At 62.7% G+C, this 15,483-nt stretch carries 21 protein-coding genes and 1 tRNA gene; 15 read left to right on the top strand and 7 right to left on the bottom strand.

Annotation, left to right across the window (positions count from 1 at the left end):
- Window positions 1–71 precede the first annotated feature (71 nt).
- On the bottom strand, window positions 72–497 hold the full coding sequence (locus P0D73_RS04540) for a hypothetical protein (protein WP_408429967.1): 426 nt from the start codon (window positions 495–497) through the stop codon (window positions 72–74).
- A 504-nt stretch (window positions 498–1,001) separates the two neighbouring features.
- On the opposite strand from P0D73_RS04540, the gene ssuD reads away from it, so the two are divergent.
- The 4 genes from ssuD to P0D73_RS04520 are packed head-to-tail and all read left to right on the top strand — an operon-like array spanning window position 1,002 to window position 4,323.
- Window positions 1,002–2,162, top strand: coding sequence for an FMNH2-dependent alkanesulfonate monooxygenase (gene ssuD / locus P0D73_RS04535; RefSeq protein WP_408175637.1), 1,161 nt, complete (start codon window positions 1,002–1,004; stop codon window positions 2,160–2,162).
- Between the two features lie 56 nt (window positions 2,163–2,218).
- Window positions 2,219–3,061, top strand: a complete 843-nt coding sequence (ssuC, locus tag P0D73_RS04530; protein ID WP_408288226.1) for an aliphatic sulfonate ABC transporter permease SsuC — start codon at window positions 2,219–2,221, stop codon at window positions 3,059–3,061.
- The gene (locus tag P0D73_RS04525; protein WP_408429964.1) at window positions 3,058–4,059 is read left to right on the top strand and encodes an ATP-binding cassette domain-containing protein; all 1,002 of its coding nucleotides are present in this window, start codon (window positions 3,058–3,060) and stop codon (window positions 4,057–4,059) included. Before ssuC ends, P0D73_RS04525 begins: the two co-directional genes overlap by 4 nt.
- A gap of 48 nt (window positions 4,060–4,107) precedes the next feature.
- Entirely contained in the window at window positions 4,108–4,323 is a 216-nt protein-coding gene (locus P0D73_RS04520) for a TOBE domain-containing protein (RefSeq protein ID WP_012432764.1), read from the top strand.
- Window positions 4,324–4,329: 6 nt separating this feature from the next.
- On the opposite strand, the gene P0D73_RS04515 is transcribed toward P0D73_RS04520, so the two are convergent.
- Window positions 4,330–4,644, bottom strand: coding sequence for a hypothetical protein (locus P0D73_RS04515; RefSeq protein ID WP_408429961.1), 315 nt, complete (start codon window positions 4,642–4,644; stop codon window positions 4,330–4,332).
- Window positions 4,645–4,794: 150 nt separating this feature from the next.
- On the opposite strand from P0D73_RS04515, the gene P0D73_RS04510 reads away from it, so the two are divergent.
- From P0D73_RS04510 to P0D73_RS04500, 3 genes are all read left to right on the top strand, one after another.
- Complete coding sequence (locus P0D73_RS04510; protein WP_132374864.1) at window positions 4,795–4,992, top strand: hypothetical protein; 198 nt, start codon at window positions 4,795–4,797, stop codon at window positions 4,990–4,992.
- 112 nt (window positions 4,993–5,104) lie between these two features.
- Window positions 5,105–5,350 carry a DUF6566 family protein gene (locus tag P0D73_RS04505; RefSeq protein ID WP_408175633.1) on the top strand — a complete coding sequence of 82 codons (246 nt, stop codon included), beginning with the start codon at window positions 5,105–5,107 and terminating at the stop codon, window positions 5,348–5,350.
- 92 nt (window positions 5,351–5,442) lie between these two features.
- A complete protein-coding gene (locus tag P0D73_RS04500; protein ID WP_408175631.1) occupies window positions 5,443–5,811 on the top strand; it encodes a glyoxalase superfamily protein in 369 nt (122 codons plus the stop codon).
- A 149-nt stretch (window positions 5,812–5,960) separates the two neighbouring features.
- Here the strand turns inward: P0D73_RS04500 and P0D73_RS04495 are convergent, their stop codons facing one another.
- Window positions 5,961–6,227 carry a hypothetical protein gene (locus P0D73_RS04495; protein WP_408175630.1) on the bottom strand — a complete coding sequence of 89 codons (267 nt, stop codon included), beginning with the start codon at window positions 6,225–6,227 and terminating at the stop codon, window positions 5,961–5,963.
- Between the two features lie 313 nt (window positions 6,228–6,540).
- Between P0D73_RS04495 and P0D73_RS04490 the strand changes: the two genes are divergently transcribed.
- From P0D73_RS04490 to P0D73_RS04475, 4 genes are all read left to right on the top strand, one after another.
- Window positions 6,541–6,765, top strand: coding sequence for a hypothetical protein (locus P0D73_RS04490; protein WP_408288215.1), 225 nt, complete (start codon window positions 6,541–6,543; stop codon window positions 6,763–6,765).
- Between the two features lie 89 nt (window positions 6,766–6,854).
- Window positions 6,855–7,100 carry a hypothetical protein gene (locus P0D73_RS04485; RefSeq protein WP_132374860.1) on the top strand — a complete coding sequence of 82 codons (246 nt, stop codon included), beginning with the start codon at window positions 6,855–6,857 and terminating at the stop codon, window positions 7,098–7,100.
- Between the two features lie 117 nt (window positions 7,101–7,217).
- Window positions 7,218–8,219, top strand: coding sequence for a tRNA dihydrouridine(20/20a) synthase DusA (gene dusA, locus P0D73_RS04480; protein ID WP_408288211.1), 1,002 nt, complete (start codon window positions 7,218–7,220; stop codon window positions 8,217–8,219).
- 88 nt (window positions 8,220–8,307) lie between these two features.
- A tRNA-His gene (locus tag P0D73_RS04475) sits at window positions 8,308–8,383 on the top strand.
- A gap of 77 nt (window positions 8,384–8,460) precedes the next feature.
- Here P0D73_RS04475 and P0D73_RS04470 read toward each other — a convergent pair.
- Complete coding sequence (locus P0D73_RS04470) at window positions 8,461–8,829, bottom strand: hypothetical protein (protein ID WP_408175627.1); 369 nt, start codon at window positions 8,827–8,829, stop codon at window positions 8,461–8,463.
- A gap of 349 nt (window positions 8,830–9,178) precedes the next feature.
- Between P0D73_RS04470 and P0D73_RS04465 the strand changes: the two genes are divergently transcribed.
- The 3 genes from P0D73_RS04465 (at window position 9,179) to P0D73_RS04455 (ending at window position 12,065) form a co-directional block, all read left to right on the top strand.
- Window positions 9,179–10,771, top strand: coding sequence for a tetratricopeptide repeat-containing sulfotransferase family protein (locus tag P0D73_RS04465; protein WP_408429959.1), 1,593 nt, complete (start codon window positions 9,179–9,181; stop codon window positions 10,769–10,771).
- Entirely contained in the window at window positions 10,768–11,307 is a 540-nt protein-coding gene (gene cysC / locus P0D73_RS04460) for an adenylyl-sulfate kinase (RefSeq protein ID WP_408429956.1), read from the top strand. The genes P0D73_RS04465 and cysC overlap by 4 nt, the downstream gene beginning before the upstream one ends.
- Window positions 11,308–11,414: 107 nt before the next feature.
- A complete protein-coding gene (locus P0D73_RS04455; RefSeq protein WP_408429954.1) occupies window positions 11,415–12,065 on the top strand; it encodes a trimeric intracellular cation channel family protein in 651 nt (216 codons plus the stop codon).
- A gap of 66 nt (window positions 12,066–12,131) precedes the next feature.
- Here P0D73_RS04455 and P0D73_RS04450 read toward each other — a convergent pair whose 3' ends face one another.
- Window positions 12,132–12,377: a hypothetical protein gene (locus P0D73_RS04450; protein ID WP_132374854.1), complete on the bottom strand. Its 246-nt coding sequence runs from the start codon at window positions 12,375–12,377 to the stop codon at window positions 12,132–12,134.
- A 207-nt stretch (window positions 12,378–12,584) separates the two neighbouring features.
- The gene (locus P0D73_RS04445) at window positions 12,585–12,797 is read right to left on the bottom strand and encodes a DUF3820 family protein (protein ID WP_132376917.1); all 213 of its coding nucleotides are present in this window, start codon (window positions 12,795–12,797) and stop codon (window positions 12,585–12,587) included.
- A 155-nt stretch (window positions 12,798–12,952) separates the two neighbouring features.
- On the opposite strand from P0D73_RS04445, the gene P0D73_RS04440 reads away from it, so the two are divergent.
- Window positions 12,953–14,005, top strand: coding sequence for an NADP(H)-dependent aldo-keto reductase (locus tag P0D73_RS04440; RefSeq protein ID WP_408429951.1), 1,053 nt, complete (start codon window positions 12,953–12,955; stop codon window positions 14,003–14,005).
- A gap of 138 nt (window positions 14,006–14,143) precedes the next feature.
- On the opposite strand, the gene P0D73_RS04435 is transcribed toward P0D73_RS04440, so the two are convergent.
- Window positions 14,144–15,427 (bottom strand): MFS transporter, encoded by a 1,284-nt coding sequence (locus P0D73_RS04435; protein ID WP_408429948.1) that lies wholly within the window; start codon window positions 15,425–15,427, stop codon window positions 14,144–14,146.
- Window positions 15,428–15,483: the final 56 nt, after the last annotated feature.

Genomic DNA, 15,483 nt, shown 5'->3' with positions numbered 1-15,483 from the left:
TCAGCATGCTATGTGGCCCTTGCCGGCGGCATAGCGTTGCGACTGACCCTGCGGCCAAGCGGCCAAACCGCTCATTCCTCGTCTTCGCTCGCCATGAACGCGCGCATGAACACCAGCGCGCCCCAGCCCCACATCGCATTCGCCGCGAACGCCACGGACAGGCGCGGCAGCATGTTGCCGCTCGGCCAGATGCCGCGCAGCGGATCGATCACGAACACACTCGCCGCCGTCAACGCAATGCCGCCGAACACGAAAGCCGGCACCCACGGCGCACGCCGATGCGGCGCGACGCGCAAGAGCCACGCCATCAGCACGGCCCAGAACGCGCTCCAGATCGCATTGGCGATGAACTCAGGCAGCCCGAGCGGTAAAAACGGCGCGGTCGAAAAACCGGTCGGGTCGATCATCCCGGCCGCATGCAGCAGCGCCAGCGTCGATTCGTGAAAGAACAGGGAAGCCAGAAAACCGGCGACGAACGGCAGGATGAGTTTTTGCATGCATTGCACCGCCAGGGTACAGGCGGCGTGGTTCGCATGGCCTGTACCGGGATTATTGGAAACGTGCGCCATTATATATAGTGACCCTGCCTTTCCAGCGTGCACAACGCGCAACATCCGTATGCTTTAGCGTCGGGCTAATCACGAAAGTGGAAAACCTAAGCTAAAAAAAATCGTTCAAAAGCCGCAGCCCGATCCATAGACTGTTTCTCCATGCAGACGGTGTTTGCCGCCGTCGCCGTTTAATCGAGCGCATGACGCGCACGTTTGGTCGAGGGAAGCCGTCTCGATGTCCTGCCTGATGCCGATCTTCACCCGCCACATGGCGCACGCGCGCCGGTGGGTCCGCTGTCGCCGCTAGCCAGCGCCGCTACCGAATTTTTTCCGCCTCTTTGCGATGCACCGTCCGGCTGTGTGCCGGATGGATGCGCGCGGCCGGCGTGTGCGCGAACGCTCGACGCACCGTCTTCATTCAATCCAGTTTCGACCATGCAGGAGCAGCAAATGAATGTGTTCTGGTTCATTCCGACTCACGGCGACAGCCGCTATCTCGGTACGTCCCAAGGCGCACGCGCAGCCGATTACGACTATTTCCAGCAGATCGCCGTCGCCGCCGATACGCTCGGCTACGAGGGCGTGCTGCTGCCGACGGGCCGCTCGTGCGAGGACGCATGGGTCGTTGCGTCGAGCCTGATCGCCGCGACCAAACGCCTGAAGTTTCTGGTGGCGATCCGCCCTGGCATTTCGTCGCCCGGATTGGCTGCGCGCATGGCGGCGACCTTCGACCGCCTGTCGAACGGGCGTCTGCTGATCAATGTCGTGACCGGCGGCGACGCGGCGGAACTGGAAGGCGACGGCGTGTTCGTCGACCACGACACGCGCTATGAAATCACCGACGAATTCCTGCACATCTGGCGCAAGCTGCTGGCCGCCTCGCACACCAACGACGCGATCGATTTCGAAGGCAAGCATCTGAGTTCGAAGGGCGGCAAGGCGTTGTATCCGCCCGTGCAGAACCCGCATCCGCCCCTGTGGTTCGGCGGTTCGTCGCCGGCCGCGCACGATATGGCGGGCGAGCATATCGATACCTATCTGACGTGGGGCGAGCCGCCCGCAGCGGTGGCAAAGAAAATCGCCGACATTCGCGCGCGCGCCGCGGCGCATGGCCGCCAGATCAAGTTCGGGATTCGTCTGCACGTGATCGTGCGCGAGACGGAAGAAGAAGCGTGGGCCGCCGCCGACAAGCTGATCAGCAAGCTCGACGACGAAACCATCACGCGCGCCCAGGCCTCGTTTTCGAAGATGGACTCCGAGGGTCAGCGCCGCATGGCCGCGCTGCACGGCGGCAAGCGCGGCGGCCGCGCGGAGCTCGAGGTCTATCCGAATCTGTGGGCGGGCGTCGGCCTCGTGCGTGGCGGCGCGGGCACGGCGCTGGTCGGCAGCCCGGAGCAGGTGGCGGCGCGCATGAAGGAGTACGCCGAGCTCGGCATCGACACCTTCATTCTGTCGGGCTATCCGCATCTGGAAGAGTCGTATCGCTTCGCCGAGCTGGTGTTTCCGCTGCTGCCGAATCGTCAGAACAAGGTGTCGAACGGACCGCTGTCGGGGCCGTTCGGCGAGATCGTCGGCAACAACTATCTGCCGAAGGCGGCGAGTTCGAGCTGAACTCGCGTGTTGTGATCAGCAGGCACCACCACCGATAAGCAATGAGGAACGCAAGCATGGCTCAATCCACTGTGAGCGCCGGGCAGCACGAAGGCGCCGAGGCCGGCGTGGCTTTGAACGCGTTGCGCCGGATCGGCGCGCATCTCGCGCCGTGGCTCGCGCCGCTCGCGATTCTGCTGGCCTGGGAATTCGCCGCGAGGAGCGGCGTGCTGTCGACGCGCGTGCTCCCTGAACCGCTCGCGGTCGTGAAGGCCGCGTGGTCGCTGATCCAGTCCGGCGAAATGTGGGCGGACGTGAAGGTCAGCACGTGGCGCGCGGTGTCGGGTTTCGCGATTGGCGGCGGTATCGGCCTCGTGCTTGGACTCGCGACGGGTCTGTTCAAGCCCGCCGAGATCGCGCTCGACTCGACCGTGCAGATGATCCGCAACATCCCGGCGCTGGCGATGATTCCGCTCGTGATTCTGTGGTTCGGCATCGAGGAGCAGGCGAAGGTGTTTCTCGTCGCGCTGGGCGTGTTTTTCCCGATCTACGTGAACACTTTTCACGGCATTCGTTCGGTCGACGCCAACCTGATCGAAATGGCGCGCAGTTATGGCGTGAAGGGTTTCGCGCTGTACCGGCACGTGATTCTGCCGGGCGCGTTGCCCTCGATTCTGGTCGGCGTGCGCTTCGCGTTCGGGCTGATGTGGGTCACGCTGATTGTCGCCGAAACCATTTCCGCGCAATCGGGTATCGGCTACATGACGATGAATGCGCGCGAATTCCTGCAAACCGATGTGGTGGTGGTCGGCATTCTGCTCTACGCGGCGCTCGGCAAACTCGCCGACGTGCTGGCCAAGAGTCTCGAGCGCGTCTCGCTGCGCTGGCATCCGGCCTATCAACGAGGAGCGAAATCATGAGCGCAACGACCTTGTCCGCGTCGTTCGGCGGCATTGCCGGCAGCGATCTCGAAGCCGAGTTGGCGCAAGCGCGCACCGTCGATCATGACGCGCATGAAGCTGCTGACCGCGAATATGCCGATGCAGCGCACCATCATCAGGCGCGTGTCGATACGGCGCTGTCGGCCGGCGCGCTCGCGCGCAACGACGCCCGCCGCGCCGGGGATTATTCGGTGGAATTGCGCGGCGTCGGCAAACGCTATGGCGAGCGCCAGGTGCTGTCCGATTTCAATCTGTCGATCGAGCGCGGCAGTTTCGTGGCGATCGTCGGCCGCAGCGGCTGCGGGAAATCGACCTTGCTGCGGCTCGTCGCCGGTCTGGAAAAGACCACTTCGGGCGTGCTCGAAAAGCGCACCGAGGACGGCGGTCCGCTCGACACCCGCATCATGTTTCAGGACGCGCGTCTGCTGCCCTGGAAGAGCGTGCTGCAAAACGTGATGCTCGGCCTCGGCCGCAGCGCGCGTGAGGACGCCCGCGCCGTGCTCGCCGAAGTCGGCTTGCTCGAGCGCGCCAACGACTGGCCCGCGCAGCTTTCCGGCGGTCAGCGTCAGCGGGTGGCGCTGGCGCGGGCGCTCGTGCATCGGCCGCAATTGCTGTTGCTCGATGAGCCGCTCGGCGCGCTCGATGCGCTGACGCGCATCGAAATGCACGCGCTGATCGAGCGGTTGTGGCGCGAGCATCAATTTACCGCGCTGCTGGTCACGCACGACGTACATGAAGCCGTGGCGCTCGGCGACCGGATCCTGCTGATCGAAGAAGGGCGCATCGCGCTCGATCAGCCGGTGCCGCTGGCGCGTCCGCGGGCGCGCGCGTCGGCCGGTTTTGCCGCGCTCGAAGAACATGTGCTGCAACGCGTACTGAAGACGGCGCCGAATGACGACGCGCTGTCCCACCGCGCATACGACGCACGTGACGAAGGCCGTCTCAGGCGGCCGACGGAAGTTCGCTGGGCCGTTTGACATTGCTTGACTGACTGTTTCTAAATCGCTTTTCTGGAGTCACTCGATATGGGCATTTCCGCAATCAACGTACGCAATCAGTTCAAAGGCAAGGTCAAGGAAATCATCCGCGGACCGGTGGTGTCCGAAGTCGATGTGGATACGCCATTCGGTATCGTCACCTCGGTGATCACCACGCGCTCCATCGACGAACTCGAGCTGACGGTCGGCTCGGAAGTGATCGCGCTGGTGAAGTCGACGGAGGTGTCCATCGCGCGCCTCTGAGGCTCGCTATTTTGCGTTCGCGCCGCTGGCGGGCGGCTCGTGCGTCATCCTGTCGTTGGTCGGCTTGGTCGGACGCTTGATCGGCATGTTGTCAGGATTGCTCGAGCCGCCAGAGCCCGAGGCGGACTCGGGCGGCTTGACCATCGACGAGTTGTCGTTTTGCGGCGCTGCCTGGGCCGGGTTTTTCGTCGTTTGTCCGGTTTGCCCTGCTTGTTGCGCGGTTCCCGGTTTCGCCGTCTGTGCGAGTGCCACCGTGCCACTCGTGCCGGCTACCGCCAGCGCGACGCCCGCTGTCAGCGCCGCCCATCTGCTTCGCTCCATGTCCGTCCTCCTTGGCGATGCCGCCTGGCGGTTTCGCCGCTGTCACGCTGGTGGGATGACTCCCGCCACGCAACCCGCGTGCCTCGACGCGCGCCTGCATACGTCCCCGAAACTTGCTAGGATGAATTGAGCATGTAGACGGAGACGGCCATGTCGAAGTCATTGAGTCCCGAAGCGGTTGAAGCCTTGCGGCGTCTGAACGACGTCGGCGTCGGACAGGAGGCGCCGAAACTGGCGCAGTCCATTACAGCCGAATTGCTGGCAGGCGGCCTGGTTGCCGAAGCGAGCGGCGGCGACGTCGAAATCACCTGCAACGGCCGGCAATATCTGTCTGGCGATTGCGATTGATCGTCAGCGCAAGGTCGGCCTGACGCTCGGGCCGAATCGTTCCGCGAGCCGTCGAGCCTGCTCGCCGGACGAGTCTGGCCGTCACATTCACGGCGACACCACGGAGGCGCACATGGAGCCGAAGGGCCTCGACATGGGGGACTACCAGGAGCGCTATCAGGACTACGACATCGAGGTCGCCGTCGAGCAGGTGCTGACAGGCGTGAAAGCGCATTTTCGGGTGTTGCGGGGCGACGTGGTTGTGCTCGACTGGCGGCTCGTGCACATCGACACCTTATGGTGCACGGAGCATGCCGCGGCCGAGGCGGGCTTCCGGGCGGCGCGCGCAGTGATCGACGCGGGCGGCCTGGCCGCCTAGCCACCTGGCCGCCTGCTCCTTGCGCGCCTGGGTGAAATTGCGAACGCGTTCGATTAAGCTGGCTGTCCCGCCATGACTAGCTGGAGACCGCTGTGCATCTCGCGCGTGCCATCCCGATCATCCGTATCTTTTCCGAGGAAAAAGCCCGGGAGTTTTACGTGGACTTTCTCGGCTTCACTGTCGAATGGGAACACCGGTTCGAAGAGAATTTCCCGCTCTATGCGCAGGTGCGGCGCTCCGATCTGATCCTGCACTTGAGCGAGCATCATGGCGACGCCACGCCAGGTTCGACTATTTTCGTGCCGATGCAGGACATCGACGCGTTTCATGCCGAACTTCAGCGCAAAGACTACAAATATGGAAAGCCGGGTGTTGAAACGTTGCCGTGGGGAAGGGTGCTGGAGACGGTCGATCCGTTTGGCAACCGGATCCGGTTTTGCGAATCGCCGAAGGGCGACTAGGCGGGCGATCAGTCGCTGAGCAGTGAGCGGCGTGCAATGGTGCGGCTTGAATGCCGCGTAAACGCAACTGGACGCCGGCATCGATACTGCATGCGCGGCGCCCAGTTTACCGGTTGCCCTCGTGAGGCAGCCGGTTCAACGGCAACTGCTTAGTGGCCGAAGAAAACCGATTGCGGGCCCGAAACCGGCTCTTTGGTGCCCGATTGCGACGACACGTTGTTCACGCCGCCGTAGGCATTCGATTCAGCGTTGGCGCGTTCAGCTGCGACGGTTTGTGCGTTCTGGCCTTGTTGCGAAGCCGGTGCGCCGACCGACGGACGGTAGAACGGTGCCGGGCCGTAGCCGCTAGCAAAGGCGGGAGCAGCGATCGAGGCAGAAACAGCAACCAGCAGGGCGGCGATGAGCTTGGTCTTCATGGTGTGACTCCGATAACGTTTCGACTTCAATTCAGGAAGGCGTCGCAGGGGCCGGTGAGGTGTGTCTGCAACGTCGATGGGAGGCAGTGTATACCCCTACTATTGAAAATTTGTGCCGATAATCTGAAATTACTGTTCTTGATTCTGAAATAATCGGCTGAAGGTAAGCGGGACAAGCGTCAGCGGTGTTCCGACCCCGCGGGCCAAGCGTTTTGGGCCGTCAAAGACCCGCATGGCGGTGCGGGTTAATCGCAATTGGCAGCGGGGTGCGAATCGGCGTTCAGTCTGATTAGTTGCCTTGGGGAGCACTTCGATGGACCTGTGGATTCAACCGTGCGCCGACTGCTTCGAGCTTTTTGGCTTGCCGGCCGCCCATCGCCCGCATGACAACCTGACGTTGAATAGTCGCGAGGCAGTGAAGGACGAGCGAGCGGAGGAGCACTACACGTGCGTGCGCTGTCGAGCGGCGTTCGCGCGCGTCCTTGCCGGCGAGCCGCGGAAGCAGATATGGATGCTGTTGAACGCGGGGCAGCACTGATGGCTGGTCTGTTCCGCGAGGGGCGACCGTTTCGCATGCTCTCGTGAGCCCGCTGTAAAGTTTTCGGCGCGGCTGCCGAAAACGGGAGCATGAAATACTTCTTCGACTACAAGCTCGCCGATAAATATGGCTATGGGATGGCCGTATATATCGCCGCTGAAACTTCCGATTTGCAGCGCGCGATCGATTTGACGAACGCACGACGCCTGCGCGCCGGCCGACGCCTGATCGAGGACGCGCGCATCGAGGACGTGGTATCGGCCATGCGCAACACTGGGTTGCTGCAGGCTAAAACGGATGAGGGCGGAACGAACGTCTCGGGCGCGACTCGCTGAAGCTCAGCGTTTTGGTGTCAAACAATCGAAGCGCAGGTGGCCAGTAGCCCGCCCGGGCCGGCGATTTCACGCCTTGCGGTAAAATCGGTGTTTTGAATCAAGCCGTCTGGCCGCCCCATGTCTTCACCTCACACTCCCAGTCCGCGCCGCGTATCGGTTGCACCGATGATGGACTGGACCGATCGTCATTGCCGTTCCCTGCATCGCGTGATCTCTCGCCATACGTGGCTTTACACGGAAATGGTGACGACCGGCGCGTTGCTGCATGGCGACGTGCCGCGCCATCTCGCGTTCACGCCCGAAGAAGCGCCGGTCGCTTTGCAACTGGGCGGCAGCGAACCTGACGACCTCGCGCGCTCGGCGAAGCTCGGCGAGCAATGGGGCTACGACGAAATCAATCTGAACTGCGGCTGTCCATCCGAACGCGTGCAGCGCGGCGCATTCGGTGCGTGCCTGATGAACGAGCCGCAACTCGTCGCCGACTGCGTGAAGGCCATGCGCGATGCGGTGTCGGTGCCGGTCACCGTGAAGCACCGCATCGGCGTGGATGCCGTGGAAGAGTATGGTTTCGTGCGCGATTTCGTCGGCACGATTGCGGAAGCCGGCTGCAATGTATTCGTGGTGCATGCGCGCAACGCGATTCTCAAGGGCTTGAGTCCGAAGGAGAATCGCGAGATTCCGCCGCTCAAATATGAGTATGCATATCAGTTGAAGCGCGACTTCCCGCATCTGGAGATCATCATCAACGGTGGCATCAAGACGCTCGATGAAGTGGAGACGCATCTTCAACACGTAGACGGTGTGATGCTCGGGCGTGAGGCTTATCACAACCCGTATCTGCTGGCCGATGTCGATGCGCGCTTCTATGGTTCGACGGAAACGCCGCTGACTCGCGAGCAGGTCGAAGCGAAGCTGATCGAGTATTGCGCCGCTGAAATGGCGCGCGGCACTTATCTCGGCTCTATCACGCGCCATGCGCTCGGTCTCTATCGCGGCGAAGCGGGTGCACGTGGATGGCGTCGCGTGTTGTCCGATAGCAAGCGGCTCGCCGCGCGTGATCTGACCATCTTCGACGAGGCAAGACAGCATCTGCGCGAGCCTATCGAAATTTTTGAATAAAGGACTAGGCAAACGGGATTCTTGTTCGTATAATCTCGTTTCTTCATCGGCGAGCCAAGTTTTACGGCGAGTCAAGCAGATGTCAGTGGTGGCTGTAGCTCAGTTGGTAGAGTCCAGGATTGTGATTCCTGTTGTCGTGGGTTCGAGCCCCATCAGCCACCCCAAAGAATTCAGGCAGTAAAAGTTTTACGAACGGCGTTGTGAGAAATCACAACGCCGTTTTTGTTTTGGGTTCGCGGTTTCAATGCCCATGTCCTCCGTGGCCGCCACCGCCGCTGCTCCACGAACTTCCCCCGCCGCTAGCGCTGCTGCCGCCGTGAGATCCGCCGTATCCACCGCCATGCCAGCCACCGCCGCCGCCGTGCCATCCGTTTCCGCCATGCCATCCATGGCCGCCATGCCAGTACCCGCCGTGATAACAGCAGGATCCACCCCAGCCGCCATAGATGCCGACGCTGCCATAAACCGGCGCATACGGCGGCCCGTAGGCATAGCCGTAATCAGGGTAATAAGGTTGCGCGTAGCCGTAGTCATATCCCGGTGCGACCGCGCATCCGGTCAGACTGGCCGTCACTGCCAACAGCGCCATTGATGCAATGAGCTTGCTCACGATTTTCTCCTTCGTATGTGATTCAGAAAAAACGCACGCGCAGGAGTTCAGCAGCATTTGTGTCCACAAATTACGGTTTGCGCATGACATGGCGCGGCGCTCAGACTTGCATGGCGATCGAAAGCCATGGCAATAAGGCGGGGCGACAAGCTTTCCACACCTTACCCATGCGTCGTGCTGTAACAGTTAGTTAAATATTCGAAACGCAACTGTAGGGCGCGCCTGTTAAGTTGCCTTCAGACAATTACCTTCGACTCCCGACCGTGCCGCTTGCCGGGCTGGATGAAAAGATCGCACTCGCTCACTGTCAGGACCGCTCGATGCGAAGCCTGCAAAAATCCAGCCGTCAATGAAGCAAGATCCACAGCCGGCTACCGCATCGGAATGGCGCGCCGAAGGCGACGCCTGCGCCGCGCGCGGTGAACTCGACGCCGCGCTCCAACGTTACGAAACTGCCCGCGCCCTCGATCCTTCGGACGCACTCGTTCAGCAGCGCCTCGCGGCCACGCTCGCCGCGCTGAACCGTTTTCCCGAAGCCGTCGTCCGCTATCACGAAGCAATCGCGCTCGATCCGCGCGATACGGATTCGCATCACGGCCTCGGCTGGGCGCTCGAGCAGATGCATCGGCTCGAACCGGCGGTGGAGGCCTATCGCGAGGCGACGCGCGTGAATCCGCAAGCCGACGGCTCGCACAACAACATGGGCAACTGTCTGCAGGCGCTCGGCCGTTTCGACGAAGCGCACGAAGCGTATCGCCGCGCGATCGAAGCCGCGCCGCAAGTGCCGCTGTATTACCGCAACTTCGTGCAGTCCAAGCGCCTCGCCGCCGACGATCCCGTGTTCCTCGCGATGGCGCGCCTGGTCGACGACGCCGCTTCGCTCACGCCGGCCAATCAGGCGGAACTGCACTTCGCGTACGGCCAGGCGCTGTCCGACGTGGGCCGCAACGACGCATCGTTCGATCACTTCCTGAAGGGCAATGCGCTGCACCGCGCCGGCGTGCGGTACAACGAAGCGGAAACGCTCGGCCTGTTCGCGCATCTGCCGGAGCTGATGACCTCCGACGTGCTGGCGGCGAAGCGCGGTCTCGGCGACGCATCGCAGGCGCCGATTTTTATCGTCGGCATGCCGCGCTCGGGTTCGACCTTGATCGAACAGATTCTTGCGAGCCATCCTCAAGTGTTCGGCGCGGGCGAGCGCACGGAATTCGGCGAGGCGCTGGTGAATTGCATCCGCCGCGATCTCGGCGATCCGTTGCGGATCGATATCGAAGCATTGTGGGACGTCGGCGCCGCGCCGTTGCGCACGCTCGGCGCGGACTATCTGCGTCGCATGCGCAATGCGTTGCCGGAACTCCGGGACTTCGCACAAAACGATGAGTGCAATCCGGCTGCGAACTACACGCACTTCACCGACAAATATCCGTTCAACTTCATCAACCTCGGCCTGATCCATCTCGCGTTGCCGAACGCCCGCTTCATTCACAGCCGCCGCGCGCCGTTACCAACCTGCCTGTCGATTTTTTCGCGGATCTTTCACGACGTGCCGTTCAGCTATGATCTCGGCGAACTGGGCCGCTACTACCGCGCGTACGACGCCTTGATGGCTCACTGGCAACGCGTGCTCCCTGAAGGTGTGATGATCGAGGTCAAGTATGAAGAACTGGTCGGTGATTTCGAAGCCAATGTGCGCCGCGTGCTCGCGCATTGCGGGCTCGACTGGGACGAACGCTGTCTGTCGTTTTATCGGACCACTCGCCAGGTGAACACGGCCAGTTCCGCGCAGGTGCGCCGTCCGCTGTACAAGACGTCGCTGCAACGCTGGCAGCCGCAACGCGCGTTGCTGCAACCATTGCTCGAGGGCTTGGGCCCGGAACTCGCTCCGGCGTGTCACCACGAGGCTGACGAGGTCGCGGCCAGCGGCGCGGAGCGTCGCTCATGAGCGCGTCCCGCGGCGCCGTGATCTGGATGACGGGGCTTTCCGGCGCCGGCAAATCGACGCTCGCCAACGCCTTGCATCAGCGGCTGAAAAAAGCGGGGCATGCCGCGATCGTGCTCGATGGCGATGTGCTGCGGCGCGGACTGAACGCCGACCTCGGCTTCACGCCCGAGGACCGCACCGAGAACTTGCGGCGGGTCGCGCATGTCGCGGCGCTCTTCATGCAGCAGGGCTACGTTGTGATTGCCGCGGTGATTTCGCCGGAGCATCGGCATCGGCGTTCGGCGCGTGAAATTGTCGGTGACGGTTTCGTCGAAGTGTTCGTGAATGCCCCGTTGAAGGTCTGCGAAGCCCGCGATGCCAAAGGGCTTTACGCTCGCGCGCGGCGCGGCGAGATTCCGCATTTCACCGGCATTTCCGGGCCTTTCGAAGCGCCGCTCGCATCCGATGTGGAGATCGAGAGCGACCGGATGCCAGTCGACGAATCAGTGGATTGCCTGCTCGCGCATCTGGTCGCGACGGGGCGTCTGAGCGCTTAGCGCGCTTCGTCCTGAAACCCGGCGAGCCATGCGCAGATTTCTCACCCGGCCCACGACGTTTCGCTATACCGTTTCGATTTCTCGGGGACAGAAAGGGTGAAGCGTCGATGCCGACATTGCCGATACGAAAACTCAGGCTGAACGTCGAAACACTGGTGCTGGCGGCCGACCTGGCGGGCACGGTGGTCTTTGCGCTCGAGGGTGCGCTCAGCGCGATACGCGGCGGTCTCGACCTGTTGGGCGTGATGGTGATTTCGTTTGTCGCGGCGCTCGGCGGCGGCGTGATTCGCGATCTGCTGATCGGCGATTCGCCGCCGAACGCGATCCGCGACTGGCGCTATCCGGCGCTGACCTTCGTCACCGGTTTGCTCACCTTCATTTTCCACTCGACGGCGCAGCAGTTTCCCGTCGCGCTCGTCACCGTGCTCGATGCTGCCGGCCTCGCGCTCTTCGCCGTGGCGGGCGTGGAAAAAGCGCTGCTGTTCGGCATCCGTCCGTTCATCGCGATGTTGATGGGCACGGTCACGGGTGTGGGCGGCGGCGTGATTCGCGACGTGCTGCTGGCGCGCGTGCCGCTCGTCCTGCACGCCGACATCTATGCGACGGCTGCGTTCGCGGGGGCGTTCATCGTGGTGGTGGCGCGTCGCGCCGGCTTGCCACCGGGCGGGGCGGCGTTGGCGGGCGGCTCGGCGTGCTTCATCTTGCGCGTGCTCGCCGTGACTTACGGCTGGCAGCTGCCGAAGGTGTCGCCCGTTTGAGCGATGCGCATCGACCGTAGGCACACGCACACGCATATGCAAGGCGCGCTTCGAATCGGCTTCGCGTTACCGCAACAACCCGGCCGAATGATGCAAAGCCGGGTACACGCCGATGATGAACGCCGCATAGATGGCGGCCATCGTGACGCCGGCGGCGGTACCCCAGATGTCGCGCGATGCGGCGCCCTGGCGGAAATGCACAGGCAGTCCGACGACGAGGTAGCCGATCAGGAAGAACGCGATGACCGCCCGTACCGGCGAGAGGTCGTGGCCGATAAATTCGAGCAGCGCGGACAAGCTGAATTCAGACATGGACAGACAGGCAAGATGACAGGCGGACGATAGCGCGAATCATTGAAGTTTGCGCGAAGACCTACGTGGATTAAAGTCCATTCAACCGGCAAGGTACAAGCAAAAGACTGTATAAATTTGTACAGGCCTACATTGCTTGCACGATGCCTGCAGGGCAACTTTCAACCATGCTTCACGGCGCTTCACGCGGCTTTCACCGGGAGGCGATCAGCGCTTGCGCAACGGCTCGAGCAGCGACTTCAAACCGTTGTGATCGATCTCGTGCATTAACGCCAGCAGCCGGCCGATTTCGCCCGGCGGAAAGCCTTGGCTAGCAAACCAGTTTAGATAATGACCGGGCAGGTCCGCAATGATGCGGCCTTTATATTTCCCGTAAGGCATGACGCGCGTGACCAGCAGTTCGAGATGTTCGGGATTCATTGCAGAAGGGTCGGCGCTGGGAAACCGCCGCGACACGTTTTGCGCGGCAAAGCGGGCGGCGCCCGCTGGAACCGCATTTTAGCCTGTCCTGCAGGTATCGCGCGGGCATGGTAACGTCAGCGCTTTTCGTTCAACCAATCAACAGGACAAGTTCAATGGAATACCGCAGACTCGGCGACTCCGATGTGCAGGTTAGCCTGATCGGTCTCGGCACCATGACGTGGGGCGAGCAGAACACGGAGCGGGAAGCGCACGCGCAGATCGATTACGCACTCGATCACGGCGTCAATCTGATCGACACCGCTGAAATGTACCCCGTGCCGCCGCGTGCCGAGACGCAGGGTTCGACGGAGCGCTTCATCGGCACGTGGCTCGCGCAGCATCGCAGCGCCCGCGAGAAAATCGTGCTGGCCACCAAGATCGCCGGCCCGGCGCGTCAGCCGCACAACCCGACCCATATTCGTGGCAAAGGCAACCAGTTCGACCGCAAGAATCTGACTGAAGCGCTCGACGACAGCCTGAAACGCCTGCAAACGGATTACGTCGATCTGTATCAGCTGCACTGGCCGGATCGCAGCACGATGACGTTCGGCCGCCCCGCGTATCCGTGGGTCGACGACGCCTATACGGTGCCGATCGAAGAAACGCTGTCGGTGCTCGCCGAATTCGTCAAGGCGGGGAAGGTGCGCCACGTTGGCGTGTCGAATGAAACGCCGTGGGGCGTCGCGCAGTTTCTGCGCGCGGCCGAAAAGCTCGGCTTGCCGCGCATCGTCAGCATTCAGAATCCGTACAGCCTCGTCAATCGCACGTACGAAGTGGGTCTGTCCGAGTATGCGCATCGCGATCACATCGGCTTGCTGGCTTATTCGCCGCTGGCCTTCGGCTGGCTGACGGGCAAGTATGAAGGCGGCGCGCGTCCGGCCGGCGCCCGCATCTCGCTGTTCGAGCGCTTTCAGCGCTACAGCAAGCCGCAAGCGGTGCAGGCGATCACGCGTTACGTCGAGCTGGCGAAGCGTCACGGTTTGTCGCCCGCGCAATTCGCGCTCGCGTTCGTCAATAGCCGGCCGTTCGTGACCAGCAATCTGATCGGCGCGACCTCGCTCGAGCAGTTGAAGGAAAACATCGCCAGCGCCGAGGTGAAACTCTCGCCGGAAGTGCTGGCGGAAATCGACGCGCTGCATGAATTGCAGCCGAATCCGGCGCCTTGATGCGCGAGCGTTGAGCGCATGGTTTCGGCTCGGCTCGAATCATTCGTGACTGTGCCCCGGCTTCGCGGCCGGGGCGTTCGCAAGGCGGAGGTGTGCTTCGCTTTTACAACGCCGCCGCCTTGACCTCGACGTACGCTCTCAGCGGATTTTCAGCTTCCCGCGTACAGCATAAAGCGCGAGCAAACTCGCCACCGCACAGAACATCAGATAGAAACCAGGCGCGAGCTTGTTGCCGCTTGCGTCGATCAGCCACGTGATCACGAACGGCGCAAAGCCGCCGAACACCGTCACGCCGATGTTGTAGCTCACCGCGAGCCCGGTCGCACGCGTCTGCGTCGGGAAAATCTCCGACATCAACGCGGGCAGCGCGCCGAAATACGTCGCCTTCAATACGCCGATCCAGATCAACGCGAGCAGCATCGTCGCGAACGAGGGATGCGCGTTCATATACATAAAGGCCGGATACACCGTCACCAGCATCAGCACGGCGGCCGTCGCCATGATGCGGATGCGTCCGATGCTATCGGACAGATGGCCCGCGAACGGCGTCAGCACCGTGAGCACCACGCCGGTGGCGAGTGTCGCCGTGAAGCCGGTCGAGGCGGGCAGGTGCAGCTGCTTGATCGCGTAGGTCGGCATGTACAGGATCATGTAATTGGCCGCCGTGGAAATGATCAGCGAGCCGACCGCCAGCGTCATGCGAACCTTCTGCGTGCCGAACAGGTCGCGCAGCGGTGTGCGGGCTTTGGGCTCCGCATTGAACTCCGCGCCTTCATCCACGTAACGGCGGATGTAGAAGCCGACCGGACCGATCGCGAGGCCGAACAGAAACGGCACGCGCCATCCCCATGATTCGAGTTGCGCGCTCGTGAGCTGGCTCGTCAGCAACGCGCCGAAACTCGAGGCGAGCAGCGTCGCCATGCCCTGGCTCGCGAACTGCCAGCTACCCATGAAGCCGCGGCGCTCGGGCGCATGCTCGACCAGAAACGCGGTGGACGCACCGAACTCTCCGCCCGCCGAAAAACCTTGCACGAGCCGCGAGAGCATGATGCCCGCGGGCGCCCACAGGCCGATCGCCGCATACGGCGGCATCACGGCGATCGTCAGGGTGCCGATCATCATCAGCGCGATCGACAGCAGCAGCGACGCCTTGCGTCCGGCGCGATCCGCGAGCGAACCGAGCACGAGTCCGCCGAGCGGCCGGATCATGTACGAGATGCCGAACGTGCCGAGCGTGAGCATCAGCGAGATCGCTTCGGTGCGCGCCGGAAAGAACAGCTTCGCGATGGTCACCGCGAAGAAACCGTAGACGACAAGGTCGAACCATTCGAGCGCGTTGCCGATCGACGCCGCGAGAATGATGCGATGGACCTTCGCGGCGGACGGCCGCGCGGCGCTGGCTTGCAAAGTGGACGTGCTCATCGTGGACGTGCCTCGTGACAGATGCGGATAACGGCGGCTTGCGCCCGGTTGGTCCG

Origin of the sequence: Paraburkholderia sp. RL18-101-BIB-B (assembly GCF_046026985.1) — a bacterium.
GTDB lineage: Bacteria > Pseudomonadota > Gammaproteobacteria > Burkholderiales > Burkholderiaceae > Paraburkholderia.
Note: the sequence above shows the minus strand (reverse complement) of the source record. Positions and strands in the feature narration are given on the sequence as shown.